The organism is Paracidovorax konjaci (assembly GCF_900112675.1).
Taxonomy (GTDB): domain Bacteria; phylum Pseudomonadota; class Gammaproteobacteria; order Burkholderiales; family Burkholderiaceae_C; genus Paracidovorax; species Paracidovorax konjaci.
Window position 1 is genome coordinate 78,532 of sequence record NZ_FOMQ01000013.1, and the last position, 18,964, is coordinate 97,495.

General features: G+C 69.8%; 17 protein-coding genes. 11 read left to right on the forward strand and 6 right to left on the reverse strand.

The features are described 5' to 3' along the window. Positions 1-46 precede the first annotated feature (46 nt). Positions 47-988, reverse strand: a complete 942-nt coding sequence (locus BM144_RS17700) for a LysR family transcriptional regulator (protein WP_092955243.1) — start codon at positions 986-988, stop codon at positions 47-49. 65 nt (positions 989-1,053) lie between these two features. Here BM144_RS17700 and BM144_RS17705 point away from each other — a divergent pair, with 65 nt between their 5' ends. The 7 genes from BM144_RS17705 to BM144_RS17730 all read left to right on the forward strand — a co-directional run bounded on the left by BM144_RS17705 (position 1,054) and on the right by BM144_RS17730 (position 9,042). Then, entirely contained in the window at positions 1,054-1,968 is a 915-nt protein-coding gene (locus BM144_RS17705) for a DMT family transporter (protein WP_092955389.1), read from the forward strand. A gap of 15 nt (positions 1,969-1,983) precedes the next feature. Beyond that, positions 1,984-2,520, forward strand: coding sequence for a DUF2127 domain-containing protein (locus BM144_RS17710; RefSeq protein ID WP_092955246.1), 537 nt, complete (start codon positions 1,984-1,986; stop codon positions 2,518-2,520). A gap of 90 nt (positions 2,521-2,610) precedes the next feature. Beyond that, on the forward strand, positions 2,611-3,969 hold the full coding sequence (locus BM144_RS17715) for an esterase-like activity of phytase family protein (RefSeq protein ID WP_092955249.1): 1,359 nt from the start codon (positions 2,611-2,613) through the stop codon (positions 3,967-3,969). Positions 3,970-4,113: 144 nt separating this feature from the next. After that, positions 4,114-5,274 carry an AAA family ATPase gene (locus tag BM144_RS17720; protein WP_092955252.1) on the forward strand — a complete coding sequence of 387 codons (1,161 nt, stop codon included), beginning with the start codon at positions 4,114-4,116 and terminating at the stop codon, positions 5,272-5,274. Positions 5,275-5,276: 2 nt separating this feature from the next. After that, positions 5,277-5,879 carry a hypothetical protein gene (locus BM144_RS22915; protein ID WP_139225764.1) on the forward strand — a complete coding sequence of 201 codons (603 nt, stop codon included), beginning with the start codon at positions 5,277-5,279 and terminating at the stop codon, positions 5,877-5,879. A 159-nt stretch (positions 5,880-6,038) separates the two neighbouring features. Further along, positions 6,039-8,240, forward strand: coding sequence for a response regulator (locus BM144_RS17725; protein WP_245783710.1), 2,202 nt, complete (start codon positions 6,039-6,041; stop codon positions 8,238-8,240). Positions 8,241-8,334: 94 nt separating this feature from the next. Further along, entirely contained in the window at positions 8,335-9,042 is a 708-nt protein-coding gene (locus BM144_RS17730) for a riboflavin synthase subunit alpha (protein ID WP_092955255.1), read from the forward strand. A gap of 128 nt (positions 9,043-9,170) precedes the next feature. On the opposite strand, the gene BM144_RS17735 is transcribed toward BM144_RS17730, so the two are convergent. Next, positions 9,171-10,910 (reverse strand): GGDEF domain-containing protein, encoded by a 1,740-nt coding sequence (locus BM144_RS17735; protein WP_092955258.1) that lies wholly within the window; start codon positions 10,908-10,910, stop codon positions 9,171-9,173. A gap of 228 nt (positions 10,911-11,138) precedes the next feature. Here BM144_RS17735 and BM144_RS17740 point away from each other — a divergent pair, with 228 nt between their 5' ends. Further along, positions 11,139-11,642 (forward strand): GNAT family N-acetyltransferase, encoded by a 504-nt coding sequence (locus BM144_RS17740; RefSeq protein ID WP_092955395.1) that lies wholly within the window; start codon positions 11,139-11,141, stop codon positions 11,640-11,642. A 22-nt stretch (positions 11,643-11,664) separates the two neighbouring features. Here BM144_RS17740 and BM144_RS17745 read toward each other — a convergent pair whose 3' ends face one another. Together BM144_RS17745 and BM144_RS17750 are read right to left on the reverse strand one after the other, a co-directional pair. Next, complete coding sequence (locus tag BM144_RS17745; RefSeq protein ID WP_245783711.1) at positions 11,665-13,485, reverse strand: hypothetical protein; 1,821 nt, start codon at positions 13,483-13,485, stop codon at positions 11,665-11,667. A 133-nt stretch (positions 13,486-13,618) separates the two neighbouring features. Beyond that, a complete protein-coding gene (locus BM144_RS17750) occupies positions 13,619-14,494 on the reverse strand; it encodes a LysR substrate-binding domain-containing protein (RefSeq protein WP_092955261.1) in 876 nt (291 codons plus the stop codon). Positions 14,495-14,640: 146 nt separating this feature from the next. Between BM144_RS17750 and BM144_RS17755 the strand changes: the two genes are divergently transcribed. Both BM144_RS17755 and BM144_RS17760 read left to right on the forward strand, forming a co-directional pair. Continuing rightward, positions 14,641-15,543, forward strand: a complete 903-nt coding sequence (locus BM144_RS17755; protein WP_092955264.1) for a DMT family transporter — start codon at positions 14,641-14,643, stop codon at positions 15,541-15,543. A gap of 49 nt (positions 15,544-15,592) precedes the next feature. Next, positions 15,593-16,075, forward strand: a complete 483-nt coding sequence (locus BM144_RS17760) for an NUDIX hydrolase (RefSeq protein ID WP_092955401.1) — start codon at positions 15,593-15,595, stop codon at positions 16,073-16,075. 36 nt (positions 16,076-16,111) lie between these two features. On the opposite strand, the gene BM144_RS22920 is transcribed toward BM144_RS17760, so the two are convergent. Together BM144_RS22920 and BM144_RS22925 are read right to left on the reverse strand one after the other, a co-directional pair. Then, a complete protein-coding gene (locus tag BM144_RS22920) occupies positions 16,112-16,591 on the reverse strand; it encodes a hypothetical protein (protein WP_139225765.1) in 480 nt (159 codons plus the stop codon). 2 nt (positions 16,592-16,593) lie between these two features. Further along, positions 16,594-17,607 (reverse strand): hypothetical protein, encoded by a 1,014-nt coding sequence (locus BM144_RS22925; protein ID WP_139225766.1) that lies wholly within the window; start codon positions 17,605-17,607, stop codon positions 16,594-16,596. A 133-nt stretch (positions 17,608-17,740) separates the two neighbouring features. Between BM144_RS22925 and mnmA the strand changes: the two genes are divergently transcribed. Next, the gene (mnmA, locus tag BM144_RS17770) at positions 17,741-18,946 is read left to right on the forward strand and encodes a tRNA 2-thiouridine(34) synthase MnmA (RefSeq protein ID WP_092955270.1); all 1,206 of its coding nucleotides are present in this window, start codon (positions 17,741-17,743) and stop codon (positions 18,944-18,946) included. Positions 18,947-18,964 lie beyond the last annotated feature (18 nt).

Below are 18,964 nucleotides of genomic sequence, written 5' to 3' on the forward strand. Positions count from 1 at the left end.
CGGCGACGCATGGCCAGGCCGCGCGGGCTCCGCGGGCGGCCTGCCGCTACCCGCCGCCGCCGATCCCGGCGGCCAGGTGGTCGATCCAGGCGCGCACGCGCGCCGGCAAAAACCGGTTGGGCGGGTACAGCAGCCACGCCGTGCCCGAATAGGCCGTCGTGTGGCGCCAGCCGGGCAGCACGCGCACCAGCGCGCCCGTCTCCAGCGCGGCGCGGGCCGTGAAGCCGGGCAGGGTGGCGATGCCCAGGTGCGCCAGGGCCGCGTCGCACCGCATCTCGCTGTGGTTGGCCACGTAGCGGCCGCGCACGGCCACGGTGGTGGCCGCTTCGGCGAGGCCGCCCGTGCCGCCGGCCCGGACGAATCGCCAGTGGCGGTCGCGCTCGTCCTCGCCCAGGGCGATGCAGTCGTGCCGCGCCAGATCGCGCGGGTGCTCCGGCGTGCCGCGCTGCGCCAGGTAGGCGGGGCTCGCGCAGACCAGGTGCTCCACGGCCTCCAGCGGCCGGCCCGCGAGGCCGGGCGGCGGCGTGTCGGTGATGCGCAGGGCCAGGTCGATGTCTTCCGCGAACAGGTCCACCGTGCGGTCGGTGACCACCAGTTGCAGGTCCACCTGCGGGTGCGCCGCCAGGAAGGGCGGCACCAGCGCGTGGATGCGCTGGCGGCCGTAGGCCTTGGGAACGCTCATGCGCACGAGACCGCGGGGCACGCCGGTCGCCGCGTCGCCCGCCAGCGACAGCACCTCGCGCGCGGCGCTCTCCAGCGCCTCGCAGTGCGCGTAGGCGGCCCGCCCGGCCTCGGTCAGCCGCAGCCGGCGCGTCGTGCGCTCCAGCAGCCGCACGCGCAGCACGCTCTCCAGCCGCGCCACCTGCCGGCTCACGGCCGAGGGCGTGAGCCCCAGCCCGCGCGCCGCGGCCGAGAAGCTGCCGGCCGCCACCACGCGCGCGAACACGGCCATGTCGGGCAGGCTGTCGAGGGCTTCATTCGTGCGCATTTGGAACAGAACTTGTGCGTTTGCAACCGATTATCGCCATCGGTGCGCAAATCTACGATGCACCCATGACCGCCACCACGCCCGCCTTCACGGCCCCGAGCCCCTCCACGCACCGGCTGATGCGCGCGTCCGACGCCGCCCTGCTGCTCGTCGCCATCGTCTGGGGCACCAGCTACGGCGTGGCCAAGGGCGCGCTCGCGTTCTACCCGGTGCTGGGCTTCCTGGCCGTGCGCTTTCTGCTGACCGCCGCACTGCTGGCGCCGGCCTGCCTGCGCGCAGGCCGCGCACAGTGGCGGGATGCGCTGCGCGCGGGGCTGCCGCTCGGCGCGCTGCTGATGGCGATCTTCCTGTGCGAGACCTACGGCGTGGCGCACACGCAGGCCAGCCACGCGGCCTTCCTCATCAGCCTGTGCGTGGTCTTCACGCCCTTCGCGGAATGGTGGCTGCTGGGCCGCCGGCCGGCCGCGGCGCTGCTGGCCTGCGCGGCCGTCTCACTGGCGGGTGCGGCACTGCTCGCGGGCGGCCCGCAGGTGCGTTGGGGCTGGGGCGATGCGCTGGTGCTGGCGGCTGCCGCGCTGCGCGCCGTCACGGCGTGCGCCACCAGCCGCCTCATGCGCCGCCATGCCGCAGCGCCCCTGCTGCTGCTCACGGCCGTGCAGTCCGCCGTGGTCGGGGCCGGCTGCCTGCTGCTGGCCGTGGCCCTGCCCGGCGGCCTGCCCGCGCTGCCGCCGCAGGGCGCCTTCTGGTGGGCCTGCCTGTACCTGGTGCTGGGCTGCACCGTGTTCGCCTTCGTGGCGCAGAACTGGGCGCTGCGCCGCAGCGCCCCCAGCCGCGTGGGCCTGCTGATGGGCACTGAGCCCGTCTGGGGCGCGCTGTTCGCCGCGGCCTGGCTGGGCGAGCGGCTTCCGCCGGCCGGCTGGCTGGGCGGCGCGCTGATCGTGGGCGCGGCGCTCTGGGCGCTGCGCCACGGCCGGGCTTGACGCACACTGGCGCCCATGGCCGCCGGAACGTCTCACCCCCCTTCGCCGCTTTCTTCCCACCCCGCGCCGCCTGCGCAGGCCGATGCCGCGCTGCGCGCGATCGCCGGTTTCGAGGCGGCCAAGGGCGCCATCGCGCTGCTGGCGGGCGCGGGGCTGTTGAGCGTGTTGCACCGCAACCTGCACCAGCTCGCGGTGGCGCTCATCGGGCATGTGGGACTGAGCCCGGGCGAGCGTTATCCGGCGCTGCTGCTGTCGCAGGTGGACCTGTGGGCGCACGAGGATCTGCGCCTGCTGGTGGCGGCCGTGGTGGCGTATGCGGCGCTGCGCTTCACGGAGGCCTGGGGCCTGTGGCGCGGGCGTGTCTGGGGCGAGTGGCTGGGTGCGCTGTCCGGCGGGCTCTACATCCCGTTCGAGCTGTGGCACTGGGTGCACCACCCGACCTGGCTGGCGAGCGCCGTGGTGCTCTTCAACGCGGGGGTGGTGGCCTACCTGGGCTGGCGGCTGCACACGCGGCCGGCGCAGGCCCGCAGCGGGGCGGCGTCACAGCCCTGACACGCGGGGGCGGCACCGTGCCGGGTTTCCGTGCGACGCACGCATGTCGTGTGCGCCGGCCTCGGCATGCCACGCAGGACCCCTCCGCCCATGTTCGCTTTCTCCCGTCTCGCCGTCGCCGCCGCGCTGGCGTGCGCCCTCGCCGCCACCGCCCACGCCCAGCAGGCCTTTCCCGCCACGCTCGCTGGCCATGCCGTGCTGCCCGCGCAGTCGTTCGTGCCCGCGCCGGCCGACGCACCGGCCGATCTGCGCACCAGCGGCAAGTTCACCACGCCGCAGCGGGTGGACGCGCTGCGCTCCGTGGAGGGCACCTCCGCGGGCCGGCCCACGGGCGTGTCGCTGCCGTTCGAGGGCCAGCCGCTGCAGGGCCACTCGGGCATCAAGCGCATGCCCGACGGCACGTTCTGGATCCTCACGGACAACGGTGCGGGCGCCAAGGCCAACTCGCCCGACTTCATGCTCTACCTGAACCACTACGCGGTGGATTTCCAGGGCGGGGCATTCAAGCGCCTGAAGACCGTGTTCCTGCACGATCCGGACAGGAAGGTGCCCTTCCGCATCGCCGAGGAAGGCACGGAGCGGCGCTACCTGACGGGCTCGGATTTCGATCCCGAGAGCTTCCAGTTCGCGGGCGGCGCGCTGTGGATCGGCGAGGAGTTCGGGCCCTACCTCATCAAGGCCGACCTGGACGGCAAGGTGCTCGCGGTGTTCGAAACCCAGGTGGACGGCCGGACCGTGCGCTCGCCCGACCACCCGGCCGTCACCACCGCCGGCGCGCCGGATGCGAAGGCGCCGGCCTTCGAGGTCAAGCGCTCCAAGGGCTTCGAGGGCATGGCCGCCAGCCGGGACGGCAGCCGCCTGTACGCGCTGCTGGAAGGCCCGCTCTGGAACGAATCCGCCAAGGCCTACGAGGCGGTGGAGGGCGGCCGGCAGTACCTGCGCGTGCTGGAGTTCGACGTGCGCGCGGAGAAGTGGACCGGCCGCCACTGGAAGTACGTGCTGGAGGCCAACCAGAACGCCATTGGCGACTTCAACATGATCGACGCGACCACGGGCCTCGTCATCGAGCGCGACAACGGCGAGGGCACGGCCGACCGGGCCTGCCCCGAGGGCCAGAAACGCCCCGACTGCTTCCACGACATCGCGAAGTTCAAGCGCGTCTACAAGGTGGAGCTGACCGATGCCAACGCGGGCGGCGAACTGCGCAAGGTGGGCTACATCGACCTGATGAACATCCAGGACCCGCGCCGCCTGGCGAAGAAGCCGCTCACCGACGGCGTGCTCGCCTTCCCGTTCTTCACGATCGAGAACGTGGACGTGGTGGACGCCACGCACATCGTGGTCGGCAACGACAACAACCTGCCCTTCAGCAGCAGCCGCGACCCGCGCCGCGCCGACGACAACGAGCTGGTACTGATCGAGGCCGGCGCCCTGCTGCGCGCCAAATAACTACTACCTTGTTGCATGTGTGAGCTTGCTCTGCAAAATTTGCCTCAGCATCAGAGTTGAAAAGCAATCAGATGGCTGTCCTGCTATAAATCCCTTCCCGTCGCAATTCTGGATTCCAGTCGTGTCGCGGCATAAGGAGAGCGAGTGCTCATCACAAGACTCAAACTACAAAACTGGCGCAATTTCAAAAAAATTGAAGTTAGCTTGCGCGATCGGGTGTTTGTCATCGGGCCGAACGCTTCCGGTAAATCCAACCTTTTGGATGCTTTGCGATTCCTGAGAGACATTGCGAAGCCCAAGGGGGGGGGGTTGCAACGCGCGGTGGAAACGCGGGGCGGTATGACGAAACTCCGCTGCTTGTTGGCGCGAACTAATCCAGAAGTGCTAATCGAGGTCGATCTGGCAGAAAAAATCGATACCCCGGCTATCTGGCGTTACTGTCTTGCCTTTCGCAGCGAGGGTAGGGGCAAGCATCGCGTGGTTGTGAGTAAGGAGCGTGTAGAAGATTTGCGGAACAGGGACGTGCTGCTGGATCGTCCTCACAACACAGAAGACCAAGCAGACCCTGAACGTCTGACAGAAACCAGCTTGGAACAAGTCAATGCCAACAAGGACTTTCGGGATATTGCCCAGTTCTTTGGAGCTTTGACCTATCTGCATCTTGTGCCCCAACTACTCAAACATACAGAGTTGGGTGCCACGGCACTGCTGGAAGGCGATCCGTTTGGTCAGTCTTTTCTTGAACGTATTGCGAAAACTCCAGATCGCACCCGCGATGCGCGATTGAAAAAAATCGAATCTGCGCTTAAAGCTTGCGTGCCCAACATGCGCGATTTGAAATTCAGTCGTGATGAAGCGACTGGAACACCCCACCTTGAGGCGTTGTATGAGCATTGGCGGCCCGACGCAGGATGGCAGCGAGAAGACCAGTTTTCAGATGGAACCCTGCGTTTGCTGGGCATTATGTGGAGCCTGCTGGATGGGGACTCTTTGCTTTTACTGGAAGAACCAGAGTTGTCGCTCAACGAGTCAATCGTCCGGCAGATCCCTCCTTTGCTATGGCAAATGCAGCGTAAGGCCAAACATCGTCGCCAAGTTTTCGTTACTACGCATAGCGAGGCATTGCTAGAGCATAGTAGTGTGGATCCACGTGATGTACTGCGGCTAGATCCGTCTCCTGAAGGTACTCATATCGTGCCTGCCACAGCGCAAGAACTTGCTTTGGTTGCTGCTGGCTACAACGTGGCTGAAGCCATGGTTCGCAATGCGCCTCAAGGACAATTGGATCAGCTTTCCATCTTTTAGCCATGGCCCGATCTATAGAAATCGCCTTAGTGGTGGAGGATGCTCTTAGTTTGGTATTGATGGAGAAAATATTAGCGCACACCGGGCGCGGATATATAGTTTTTCGTGCTTTAGTTGAATGTGGGGCGGGCAATATTCATAAGTCGGTAAAAAAGTATTTGAATGCTAGTCGTGCTTTGCCGCATGTTGTTCTCGTAGATCTTGACCAGATCGCATGTGCTCCATCGCTGCGTCGGAAATGGGGAGTTACCGCGCTGCCTGAGAGCATGTTATTCCGGGTAGCGGTGCGTGAGTCAGAGGCCTGGGTGCTTGCAGACAGGGCTGCATTTGCCGCCTTTGCAGAAATCCCTATTAACAAGATTTCTTCTGTACCAGAATCTTTGCCCGATCCAAAACAAGAGTTGGTTAATTTGGTGCGTCGAAGTCGCAACAAAAGGCTGGCGTCCGAACTGGTACCGGTTCAAGGGAGTTCTGTGTCTATAGGTCCGCTATATAACGAACGACTGGGCCAATTTGTGCGCGACTGTTGGGACGTGGACGCCGCGATGATGAATGCTCCAAGTCTTGAACGCACTTTTTCCCGACTGCAGACGTTCATGGCGTAAGAATTTGGTTGTTGCCGTGACGTGCGACACCTCCATTCGGAGCTTGCGTCACAATCCCAGCCGTTCAGTTCGACAGGAGACCGCGGCCGGCCGCGGACCATCCTGCGGGCATGTTTCGGGAGCCTTTCACCGTTGACCCGTCCGTCCGATCCGACCGCCGTGCCCACCGGGAATGGGGCGGCCTCCGCCCCAGAGGCCGCTCCAGCCGCCGACGCTGATGCAGTTCCTGCGCTGCCTGCCGATCTGGCGCAGCGGCTGCGCGCGCTGGAAGAGCGCGAGGCGCACCTGCGCTTCGCAGCGATCGCGGGCCGGCTGGGCCTGTGGGAGCTGGACCTGGGCAGCTTGGAGCTGACCAGCTCCGAGGTGTGCCGGGAGAATTTCGGGCGCAGCGCCGACCAGGTGCTCACCTGGCGCGAGGTCACCGCTGCGGTGCACCGGGACGACGCGCCCCGCGTGCGCGCCATCTTCGACCAGTGCATTGCGCAGCGCCAGCAATACGCCTGCGACCACCGCGTGGTGCATCCCGATGGCCGCGTGTGCTGGCTGCAGGTGCGCGCGCAGTTCCAGGGCGGCACGGGCGGGCGCAGCCTGCGCATCGCGGGCACCGCGCGCGACATCACCGAGCAGGTGCTCGCCGAGCGACGCATGCAGGCCCTGCTGCAGCTCGACGACAGCTTCCGCACGCTCGACGATCCCGCCGACATGGCCTACGCGGCCGCGCGCCTGCTGGGCGAGACGCTGGGCGTGGGGCGAGCGGGCTACGGCGAAATCGACGAAACCACCACTGTCACCATCGTGCGCGACTGGACTGCGCTCGGCATGGTCTCGGCGGCCGGGCGGCACCACCTGCCCGATTACGGCCGTTTCTTCGAAGACCTGCTGCGCGGCGACATCGTCGTGGTGACCGATGTCTCCACCGATCCGCGCACCGCCAGCCACGTGCCCGCGCTGCGGGCGGTGCAGGCGGGCGCGCTGGTGAACCTGCCGCTCATCGAGGACGGCCGGCTGGTGGCCATGCTGTTCCTCAACCACCCCCAGCCGCGCGAGTGGTCGGCGGACGAGCTGGACCTGATCCGCAGCGTGGCGCACCGCACGCGCATGGCCGTGCAACGGCGCGCGGCGGAGCGGCAGTTGCGCGCCTTCGCGGACACGCTCGAATCGAAGGTGCAGGAGCGCACGCGCGAACTCATGGCCGCCGAGGAGGCGCTGCTGCAGGCCCAGAAGATGGAGGCGGTGGGCCAGCTCACCGGCGGACTGGCGCACGATTTCAACAACCTGCTGGCGGGCATCATGGCCAGCCTGGACCTGCTGCGGCTGCGGCTCTCCCAGGGGCGGCATGCCGACATGGAGCGCTCCATCGAGACGGCGCAGCGCTCGGCCAAGCGCGCGGCCGCGCTCACGCACCGGCTGCTGGCCTTCTCGCGGCGGCAGACGCTCGCGCCGAGCGTGGTCGACCTGAACCAGCTCGTCGCGGGGCTGCAGGACCTCGTGCAGCGCACCGTGGGCCCTGCCATCGCCGTGGTGTTCGATCCCACGCCCGGCCTCTGGATGGTGCGCGCCGACGCCGGGCAGATCGAGAACTCGCTGCTGAACCTGTGCATCAATGCGCGCGATGCCATGCCGGCCGGCGGCACGCTGCGCATCGGCACGGCCAACCATGCGGCGGCCCCGGAGGCCGGCGACCTGCCGCCCGGCGAATACGTCGCGCTGGCGGTGGCCGACACCGGCGCGGGCATGCCCGCGGAGGTGGCCGCGCGCGCCTTCGAGCCGTTCTTCACCACCAAGCCGCTGGGGCAGGGCACGGGGCTGGGCCTGTCGATGGTGTACGGCTTCGCCCGGCAGTCCGGCGGCGCGGCGCGCATCGCCTCGGCGCCGGGCGAAGGCACCGCGATCACGCTCTGGCTGCCGCGCCACGCGGACGCGGACACCGCCGAGCCCGCCCCGGACAGCGCCCTGCCGGGCACCCTGGGCACGCGCGCGGTGCCCGCGCACCGCGCCGCGCCGACGGTGCTGCTGGTGGACGACGAGCCCGGCGTGCGCACCACCGTGGCCGAGGCGCTGCGCGAGCAGGGCTACCGCGTGCTGGAAGCCGTGGACGGCCCCGAGGCCCTCGAAGCGCTGCGCGCCGGCGGCCCGCTGGACCTGCTGCTCACCGACGTGGGCCTGCCCGGCGGCATGAACGGCCGGCAGGTGGCCGATGCCGGCCGGGCGCTGCGGCCGGGGCTGCCGGTGCTGTTCATCACGGGCTACGCCGAGCAGGCCGTGATCGGCGACCGCGACCTGGACCCCGGCATGGGCGTGCTCACCAAGCCGTTCGACCTGGACGTGCTGGCCGCGCGGGTGGCGTCGGCCCTGGCCTGACGACCGCGGAAAACCGCACCCGGCGGCGGCCGGGGACCGGGTGGCACAATGCCCGGCGCCCCTTTTCCCCTCTTCCCGAAAGCACCGCCGCGCCATGTTCACAGGCATCGTCCAAGCCACCGCCACCCTCGCCGACCTGCAGGACCGCGAAGGGCTGCGCACCTTCCTGATCGAGTTCCCGCCGGGCTTCTGCGAAGGCCTCGCCATCGGTGCGAGCGTGGCCGTGGACGGGGTGTGCCTCACGGTGACGCGGCGGGTGTCGGACACGTCGGCGGCGTTCGACGTGATGCTGCAGAGCCTCAACGTGACCACGCTGGGCGGCTACGCCGCGGGCCGGCAGGTGAACGTGGAGCGCGCGGCGCGCGACGGCGCCGAGATCGGCGGCCACCCGCTGTCGGGCCACATCGACTTCGCGGCCACGCTGCAGAGCGTGCGCGATTCGGAGAACAACCGCGTCTGGCGCGTGGCCGTGCCGCCGGCCTTCCGCCGCTACGTCTTCGCCAAGGGCTACATCGCCCTGCACGGCGCCAGCCTCACGGTGGCGGAGGTGAACCGCGCCGAGGGCTGGTTCGAGGTCTGGCTCATCCCCGAGACGCGGCGCGCGACGGTGTTCGAAACCCTGCGCGCGGGCGACGCGCTCAACGTGGAGATCGAACGCAGCACCCAGGTGGTGGTGGACACGGTGCGCGAGGCCGTCGAGGAAAGCCTGGGCGAGCTGCGCCCCGTGCTGGAGGCGCTGCTGCGCGAGAAAGGCCTCTCGCTGGACGACTTCGTGCGCCCGCCGGGCACGCTGCCGCGCTGAAGCGGCCCGGGCGCCGCCGGATCGCAAGCTTGGAGCGAAATGGGCTCCATGCCGCCGGATCCATTCAATAGTTTGCTATCAAATTGTGAGCGATTGCGGTACCTGGCCGCCGGGCTGCGCGGGGCGGCTCAGGCCGCTTCTTCCACGCGGTTGCGGCCCCGGTCCTTGGCGCGGTAGAGGGCCGCGTCGGCCTCCGAGAGCAGGTGGTCGAGCAAGAGGCCGTGCCGCTCCGAGGCCGCCACGCCCACGCTGGCCGTGAGCGTGGCGCTGCCGCCCGAGGGCAGCAGCACCCGGGCGGCCTCGATGGCCTGGCGCAACTGCTCGGCGCGCACCGTTGCCGCGGCGGCACCGCAGGGGCCGAGCAGCACCACGAACTCCTCGCCGCCGTAGCGCGCGGCCAGGTCTTCCGGGCGCAGCGCGCCGCGCAATGCGCGGGCCACCGTGCGCAGCGCCTCGTCGCCCGCCGCGTGCCCTTCTCGGTCGTTGAAGGCCTTGAACAGGTCCACGTCGAGCAGCATCACCACGATGCCGGAGCGCTGCTGGCGGGCCTGCGCGATGCGCTCGCGCGCGGCGGAGAAGAAGGCGCGCCGGTTCGGCAGGCCGGTGAGGAAATCGGTGAGCGACTGCTCGCGCAACTGCGCGATGAGTCCGTCGCGCTCGCGCTCCAGGCCCTGGCGCGTGCGCGTGTGGTCCTGCAGGGCGCGCACGGCGCCGATCACGGCGGCCATCTCGTCGTCGGCCGTGGGGCGGGGCAGCGGGGCGTCGAGCCGGTTGCGGGCCAGGTCCTGCAGCGCGCGCGTGGTCTGGGCCAGCGGCCGCAGCACGCGCCCGTGCAGCACCGCCAGCGTGCCGGCCAGCACGGCCCAGAGCACGGCCGAGGCGCCGACCACGATCACCAGGCTGCCCAGCGCGCGTTCGCGCGCGGCGGCGGCATCGGCCTGCAGCCGGGCGAGCATGCGGTCGCGCAGGGCCACCACCTTGGTCAGCTCGGGCACGTAGCGCGCGGCGAACTCGGCCGCCGTGGTGCCATAGCGCCCGTCGCCTTCGCCGGCGGCCATCACGGGCGCCACGATCTCGCGGACGGCGTGCCCGAAATAGCCCTGCTCCACGGCCTGCCAGGCCTGCGCGATGTCGGGCGGCACCTGCTGGTGGGCGAGGCGCTGCTCCAGCAGGAACTGCAGCGCCAGGATGCGGCCGCGCGTCTGCTCGATGGCGCGCCGCTCGGCGGGCGTGAAGGGCTGCTGCTTGGCCAGCGCCGCCGTGAAGTGCGAACCGAGCAGGCCCGCGTGCTCGCGCAGCTCCGCCGTGACGCGCAGCGCCTGCACGTCGCCGTCCAGCGCCGGCTGCGAGGCACGCACGGTCTGGATGAGCGCGCTGTTGACCGGTGCCAGCCGCGGCACCACGGCCACGAGGCCGTACACGCTGGCGCGCACCGCCTCGGGCGTGCGGCCGGACCGCGGCAGCGCGATGGTCCGGTCGGCCACGGCACGCGCCCGGGTGAGGGCATCGAAGGCGGCATCCACCGCCGCCGGGGCCGCGCCGGTGCGCGGGGCGGGCGGGGGCGCGCCGAGCATGGCGCGCAACTGGCGGAAGGCCTCGTCCGTGCGCGCGCGGGCCTGGGCCAGCGCCGCGACGGCGGCGGGGTCGGCCGGCCCGTCGGCGGCCCCGAGCCGGGCGTTGGTGGGGCCGCGCTCGCGCGAGACCATTTCCGCGGCCACCAGCCCCAGGCGCAGGTCCGCCAGGGCGTGCTCGCCGGCCTCGGCCGCGCGCCAGGACCGCCATTCGGCCCAGCTGGAGTGCAGCGCCAGGGCGGCCGTCACGGCGGCCAGCAGGGTGCCCAGAAGGCGCAGCAGGTGATTGAGGGACATGGAACGCAGGACCGCCGCCAGGCAGAGACCGGCGGCGCCCGGAGCGGAGGGGCGGGGCGGACCCCTGGTTTACGATGTTGACACTCTATAACACTGCCGTTCCACGGTCGCGTTGCCCCTGGCGCCCCCTTCCCGCCGGCCGGGCGCCGGCCGCGCCGCATGCGGCGGCGGCGCGGGCCCACGGCCCTCCTCCAGGCCCCGGGCGCGCCGGTGTCCTCCGTCTCATCCATGCCCATCGTTCGCACGCTTTCCCCCGACGACCTGCCCGGCCTGCTGGCCGTGCAACTGGCCTGCTACGGCGAGGGCTTCGTCGAAAGCGCCGATGTGTTCGCGCGGCGCCTGGCGAGCCCCGCGAACTGTTCGCTGGTGCTCGAACGCGGCGGCACCGTGCACGCCTACCTGGCGGCCTACCGCAGCGCGCTGGACAAGGTGACGCCGCTGCACGGCGACTTCGAGGCGCCGCCGCCGGACGCCGCCGACACGCTCTACCTGCACGACATGGCCGTGCTGCCGGCGCTCGCCGGCCAGGGGCTGGCCCGCGCGCTGCTGGAGCCCCTGTGGCGCACCGGGCGCGAGGCCGGCCTGCGCCACACGGCCCTGGTGTCGGTGCAGGGCTCGCAGGGCTACTGGGAGCGCCACGGCTATGCCGTGCGGGCGCTCGCGTCGCCCGCGCAGCAGCAGCGGCTCGCGGGCTACGGGCCCGGGGCCGTCTACATGGCGCGGCGGCTGTAGCCGGGCCGCTGCCGCCCGGTCGTCAGTGGGGCACCGGGGCATAGGGCAGGTCCGCGGCATCCGGGAGTTCGGCGATCTCCACCCCGGGCGATGCGGGCGCGGCGCGCCGCGCCAACTGCTGGAACAGCTCCAGCGCGTTGTGGCCCACGCCGCGCGCGGCCTCCCACAGCTCCGCCGGCCGCAGGGACAGCAGTTTCTCGATGCCCGCGCCGGCCGCGTGCCCGATGGGCCCCGGGATGGTCATGTTGAGCAGGGCCATGGCGGCCGATCCCAGCAGCATGCCGGTGGTGTCCTTCTCGATGAAGTCTCCGGCCGCGCGGTTGGCCACCAGCACCGCGATCATCACGAGGCTCAGGCCCGCGAAGGACTTGAATTCCTCCAACGCATCGCCGCGCGCCATGTTGGGGTTGGCGGCGTTGTGCAGCATCAGCGCCGCGGTGAAGGCGGCGTCCGAGCCCAGGTCCACCATGCCGATGCGGTCGGGGTACATCAGCGCGGTGGTGGTCAGGCACACGGCCGTGGTGAAGAGGGCGAGCGCGGTCTTGGCCGCGCGATCGGGGTTGGCCATGCCCGCGCCGGCCGTGCCGTCCGGGTGCAGCACGCGCTCCAGGTCGGTGGCGATGTCCAGGAACGCGTTCGCGGCCAGCGTCACCTGCTTGCTCGTGGTGGGGCTGAGTTCCTTGCCCTGTTCCAGAAAGCCCGTCCTGCCGTCCGTGAGCGCCTGCAGCTCGGTGCGGGCGCGCGCCAGCGCATCGGCCAGCAGGTCGCGCGCGGGCGGCGCGCCGTCGTCCCCGGGGAGCGCCGGCTCCTGCGTGGGCAGGCGGGCGGCGAGCGGGTCCACGCCGCTGTCCAGCGCGCGGCCGGCGGCGGCCAGCGCCGGGTCGGGCACGCCGTGGCGGCGCTGCTGCACCATCTCGCGCATTTCCTTGCCGAAGAAGCCGAGGAACAGCGCCGCCGTGGACACCATGCCCGCGCCCACGTTGAAGGCCGGGCTGGCATTGAGCTTCTGCAGCTGCGGCATGAAAGTGGGCAGCGCGAAGATCGCGGCCTGCACCACGTTGATGTAGTGGCGCGACATGAAGTGGTCCATCACGCTGTGCCGGTTGGCCGCCGTGGGCGAGCGCATCGCCCCCACGGCCATCAGGCCCGTCTTGGCATAGAGCCCGGCCAGCTCGGCCACGAACTGGTTCTGGTGGCTGTGGGCCGGGATGGCGAAGGGCACCACCGGCAGCAGCAAATTCATGGGCAGGTAGGCGGCGGCGCGGTGCGCGAGCGGCTGCTCGGTCTGCAGCGCATCCAGCGTGGATTCGAGGTGCGCGAGCTTGGGCCCGAAATGCGAGCGCAGCGCCTCGGGCACCGAGGGATGCTGGAGCTTCCCGCGCAACTGGTCCACGCCTTCGCGCAGCGCGGGCAGCGTGCTGGCGATGGGCAGCGCCGGGTTTTCGGGGTCGGCGCCCCGGCCCTTCAGCGCGGCCAGGTACTCGGCGTCGTCGGCGCGCATCAGCACCGTGCGGACATCGGAGAGCCGCGCCACCTCCTTGGCGGCCTGGCGCGCGCGCTGCAGCAGGCTGGGCGGCGGTGCCGCGGCAGCTTCTGCCCCGTCGTTGGCGGGGGCCAGGGAGATCCTCTCCGGGCTGGAAGGCCGCGCGGGCGTGGGGGAGCGCGGCGGCGATGCGCCGCCGTCCGCTCGCCGCGGGCCCTGGGCCGCGGGCATGCCCTCGGGCGAGGCGAGGCGGGCCGCCGCGCGGGGTGGCGTGGCCGGGCTGTCGGAGGACGGTATCTGCAGCGCGGAGGGCGGCAGCGCGGCAGGCGATGGGGCGTGCGGGGCAGGGATCGGGGTCATGCGCGGAGGTCTGCGGCGTGGAAGGGGCGAAGCGTGGGCGCGATGGCGCGCGGGCAGCCAGCGTAGGCGCGCGCCCCCGCCGCGCCCTTTCGCCGCGCGAACGCCTGTGCGGGCCCGCGAACCGGGGCCGGCGCTACGGGGCGGCCTGCGCGGTGATCCAGTCGCGAAAAGCCCGCAGGGCAGGGTCCAGCAGCACATCGGGCCGGTACACCAGCCGGTAGGCCAGGGGCGTGGACAGGTCGGCCGCGCGCAGGGCCACCAGCGCGCGCGCGGCGATCTCCGCGGCCACGAAGCCGCGCCGCACGAGCGCGAAGCCCCGGCCCGCGAGCGCCGCCTCGATCGCTCCGTTGGAGCGCGCGAACACCACGCCCTGCTCGCAGTCCACGCCGGCCGCGCCGTGCGATGCGCACCAGAGGCGCCAGTCGCCGCGGTGCTCGTCGTGCAGCAGCCGCTCGCCCGAGATGTCGGCCACGCGCGGCACGCGGCGCGGCGCGATCAGGCGCGGGCTGCAGACGGGCACGAGGTCGTCGGCCACCAGCACTTCGGCCCGCAGCCCCGCATACGCGCCCAGGCCATGGCGCACCGCGAAATGCATCTCCTCGGTGGCCAGGTCCACGACGCGGTCGGTGGTGTTCACGTGCACGTCGATCTCCGGCGCGCGCCGCGAAAAGTCCGGTAGCCGCGGCACGAGCCACTGCACGGCAAAGCCCGTGGTGCAGCTCACGAGCACCACGCGCCGCTGCCCGCGCGCGCCCAGCCGCGCGGTGGCGTGGCCGATCAGCGCCAGGGCCTCGGCGCAACTGGCGAGGTAGTCGCGCCCGGCCGGCGTGAATGCCAGCCCGCGCGGCAGCCGGTCGAAGAGCGCGCAGCCCAGGAAGGCTTCGAGCTTGCGCACCTGCTGCGACACCGCCCCGGGCGTGACATGCAGTTCGGCGGCCGCGGCACGCACGCTCAGGTGGCGCGCCACCGCCTCGAAGAAGCGCACGGCAGTCAGGGGCGGCAGTCGCATGGTGTTGAGTGGAACTAAACGGCTTGGCAGGATAAATCGTTTGATGGTGCTGCACGGGCCTGCCCACAATCTGCCCATCCGCCGCGGCCATCGCCGCGCGCATGCTCCACCGCACCGCACGCGGAACATTCCCTGCACACACCACCATGCCTTTCGCCAGCCTGCTGCGCCTTTGCCTGCTGGCCGCCCTCTGGGGCGGCAGCTTCCTCTTCACCCGCATCACGGTGCCCGAACTGGGCGCGGTGCCCACGGCTTTCGGCCGGGTGGTGCTCGCCGCCCTGGGCCTGATGGCCCTGCTCGTGCTGTCGCGCCAGCGCCCGGCCTTCCAGGGCAAGCTGGGCACGGTGCTCGTGCTGGGCGTGGTCAATTCGGGCATTCCGTTCTGCATGTTCGCGCTGGCTGCGCGCGTGCTGCCCGCGGGCTACAGCGCCCTGCTGAACGCCACCACGCCGCTGATGGGCGTGCTGATCGGCGCCGCGGTGTTCGGCGAGCGCATCACCGGCGCCGGCGCGGCCGGCGTGCTGCTGGGCATGGCCGGCGTGGCCGTGCTGGCGCAGGCCGGGCCCGTGGCGCTGGGGGCGCCCGTGCTGGCAGGCATCGCGGCCTGCCTGGTCGCCACGGCCTGCTACGGGCTGGCCGGCTTTCTCACGCGGCGCTGGGTCACGGCGCGCGGCGGGCTGGACAGCCGCCTGGTCGCCCTGGGCAGCCAGTGGGGCGCCGTGCTGGCGCTGGCCCCCTGGGCGGCCTGGCAGGTGTGGAGCGTGCCGGGCCTGCCCGCGCAGTGGGCCGCGGCGTCGGCGCAGGTCTGGGGCGCGCTGGTGGCCATGGGCCTGCTCTGCACGGCGCTGGCGTATGTGCTGTATTTCCGGCTGATCGCCGACGTGGGGCCGATGAAGGCGCTTTCGGTCACCTTCCTGGTGCCGCTCTTCGGTGTCGCCTGGGGCTGGCTGCTGCTGGGCGAGGCGGTCACCGGGGCGCACGCGGCCGGCGGCGCGCTGATCGCGCTGGCGCTCTGGCTGGTGCTGCGGCCCGCCCCCCGGCAGCGCTGACGGCCCGGCACGCACCCGGCAGCGGCTGTGCGTGGTCATAATGCGCGCCATGCCGAACCGCTGGAAACCCAACGCCACCGTGGCCGCCGTCATCGAGCACGAGGGCCGCTTCCTCCTGGTGGAGGAAGACACGGCCGACGGCCTGCGGCTCAACAACCCCGCCGGCCACCTCGACCCGGGCGAGTCGCCCGAACAGGGCTGCGTGCGCGAGGTGCTGGAGGAGACGGCCTACGACTTCACCCCCACGGCCCTTGTGGGCGTGTACCTGAACCGCTTCACGCGCACCCGCACCGGCGACGACATCACCTACCTGCGCTTCGCCTTCACCGGCACGCTCGGCGCGCACCATGCCTGGCGCGCGCTGGACGACGGCATCGTGCGCACCGTCTGGATGACGCCGGCCGAGCTGCGCTCCTGCGCCGACCGGCACCGCAGCCCGCTCGTGATGCGCTGCATCGAGGACTACCTGGCCGGCCAGCGCCATCCGCTGGGGCTGATCCATACCGACGCGAGCGTGCTGCGCGGCAGCTGACGGTTTCCGCTGCCATCGCGCGGGGCAGGCGTTCCGTCATGGGCATCCATCGATTCCGTAATCCGATGTCATGTAGCAGATGGGAGGAGCTGGAGTCAGTGGGCCTATGGCGACGTCGCCCGAAGGTTCTGGGAGGCCGATGGGACCTGTGTAAAACGGGGGCGTACCCCCTCCAGGGTTGGGATCGGGGCCGTAACTATCGTCCGCAGCAACGGGTTCGCCGGTGGCCTTGTACGCGGTTTTGGGGTCCGGATATTGCGCCTTGACGCTCCAGACCGTGCCTTGGTTCGCGGTTATATATTCCACGCAAGTCGTTCCATTGCAGATGGATACGGTGTCTTTGGCTTTCCACAGGGCCACTACCGGGTTGACGTAGACACCGATGAAATTGCGAATCTCCACAGGACGCATAGGCACCGAGCAGGCATCGCAGCGGTATCTGCCGTAATCGGCAGCTATAACGAGGGCCATTGCTGAGAGAAAACCCAGTCCCAACCACTTGATTTTGGTTTGCATGGTCATCGACGCGTTGAGGACAAGATTTCTTCCGCCTTTTTCTGGGCTTGGTGGTATTGCTCGTCATTCAATCGGTTTCGAAATCGTTGCAGATAAAGATCACGCAGTTTCGCTTTATCGGGATCGGGTTCCCGAAAAACCCGCGCGGTCCAGGCATAGGCATACGCATAGGCCTGGACCGGATCGTAGAGATTGGAAAAGAAGTCGGAAGGCTCGCCGGGTTTTGCAGGGGGTGTTCCATAAAATGCCGCGAGCGCGTTCAATGCAGAGGCTTCATGAAGCTTCGCAGCCTGCGACAGATAACCCATGGCTTGTGCCTGCCACATCGCTTTCTGTGCGTCGGTCAAGGCTGGCTGCGCTCCATCGCTGGGCCAGTAGCCCTGGGGGCCCACTTCCGGGAAGGCCATCATGGCTTTGGTGTCTCCCGCTTCCGCGCGGCGCCGAATGATGTCGGATCTGACCTGAAAATCCGTAGGTAACAAACGGCTGCAGAATTTTGTATGGTTTTCGACGTTCTCTTCCAGCATTTCGATTTGCTGGGGTACTGCCTCTCCACGGCTTTTGAGCGAGAGGATGATTTCCCCGCTATTTTGGATATTGAGGCAGTAGGAAAGAGTAGCGATGACCTTGTTTTCCAGGGCCGGTCCGGGAGAGGGGGTGGACTGGTAGTCTTTCAATATCTGCCACGCGGGCTTGTCTGGAGGACTGAGACTGGAGAGGAGATCGAGCGCGGAGTCTGCACGGCTTCCTGCGCCGGGATCGGATAACCGGGGCGGTGAGGCGAGAGGGTTGCCGACCAGGGGCGGGGTGCTGGCACCCGTGCCGTGGAGGGGGGCTGACGCAGTAATCTCGCCGTTAATGGCTCGGGCGGGCGGATCGGGCTTATTTTTCGCGCCCGGAATGAAAATCCACACCGCGGCCAAAGCAGCGATGGCGGCGAGGAAACAGAGGAATATCTTCTTTGGCATGTTTTTAGAAATATCTCCTCGGATTGTGTGCTGCTTCTTGTCTGCCATTACATATGGATCATTTATTCGATCCATGAATAGTTAAGTCAATCGGTGCGCCGGAGTTACCCTCGTGGCCTTTCCGGAACGGGTCTTTCCAGCGAGCGACTTGCCGTCTCTCTCCAAAAAATACAATCCGCCCATGACAGCCTCCCCCAAGCAGCGCATCGTCGTCGGCCTCTCCGGCGGCGTGGATTCCGCCGTGACCGCCCATCTCCTGAAGCAGCAGGGCCACGAGGTCGTCGGCATCTTCATGAAGAACTGGGAGGATGACGACGACAGCGAGTACTGCTCCTCCAACATCGATTTCGTCGATGCCGCGGCCGTGGCCGATGTGATCGGCATCGAGATCGAGCACGTCAATTTCGCCGCCGAATACAAGGACCGCGTGTTCGCCGAGTTCCTGCGCGAGTACGAAGCGGGCCGCACGCCCAATCCCGACGTGCTGTGCAATGCCGAGATCAAGTTCAAGGCCTTCCTCGACCACGCCATGCGCGTGGGGGCCGAGAAGATCGCCACGGGCCATTACGCCCGTGTCCGCCGCGTTGCGACAGATCCGGGCTCCATGCCCGGAGGGCGTGGCAGGATGGAATCGCACGCGACCGCGTGCGATAGCGCGCAGGACCCGCATTGGCGGTACGAGCTGCTCAAGGGGCTGGACCCGACCAAGGACCAGAGCTATTTCCTGCACCGCCTGAACCAGGCGCAGCTCGCGCGCACGCTGTTCCCCGTGGGCGAGCTGCACAAGACCGAGGTGCGCCGCATCGCGGAGGAGATCGGCCTGCCCAACGCCAGGAAGAAGGATTCCACGGGCATCTGCTTCATCGGCGAGCGGCCGTTCCGGGATTTCCTCAACCGCTACATCCAGCACGCGCCCGGCCCGATCCTGGACGAGCGCGGCCGGCGGCTGGGCCAGCACGTGGGCTTGTCGTTCTACACGCTGGGCCAGCGCCAGGGGCTGGGCATCGGCGGCGTGAAGGACAAGGGCGCGCAGCGCGGCGGCGGCGAGCACGCGCCGTGGTTCGTGGCGCGCAAGGAGGTGGAGCGCAACGTGCTGCGCGTGGTGCAGGGCCACGACCACCCGTGGCTGCTCTCGCACATGCTGCAGGCCGCCGACGCGAGCTGGGTGGCCGGCCACCCGCCCGCCGTGGGCGCCTGCGCGGCCAAGACGCGCTACCGGCAGCAGGATGCGGCGTGCACGGTCACGCAGGCCGAAGGGGCGGATTTCGCGCTCGCCTTCCCCGAGGCGCAGTGGGCCGTCACGCCGGGCCAGAGCGCCGTGCTCTACGACGGCGAGGTCTGCCTGGGCGGCGGCGTGATCACCGCGGCCTTCGCCGAGCCGGCCTAGCGCAAGACCGCACGCACG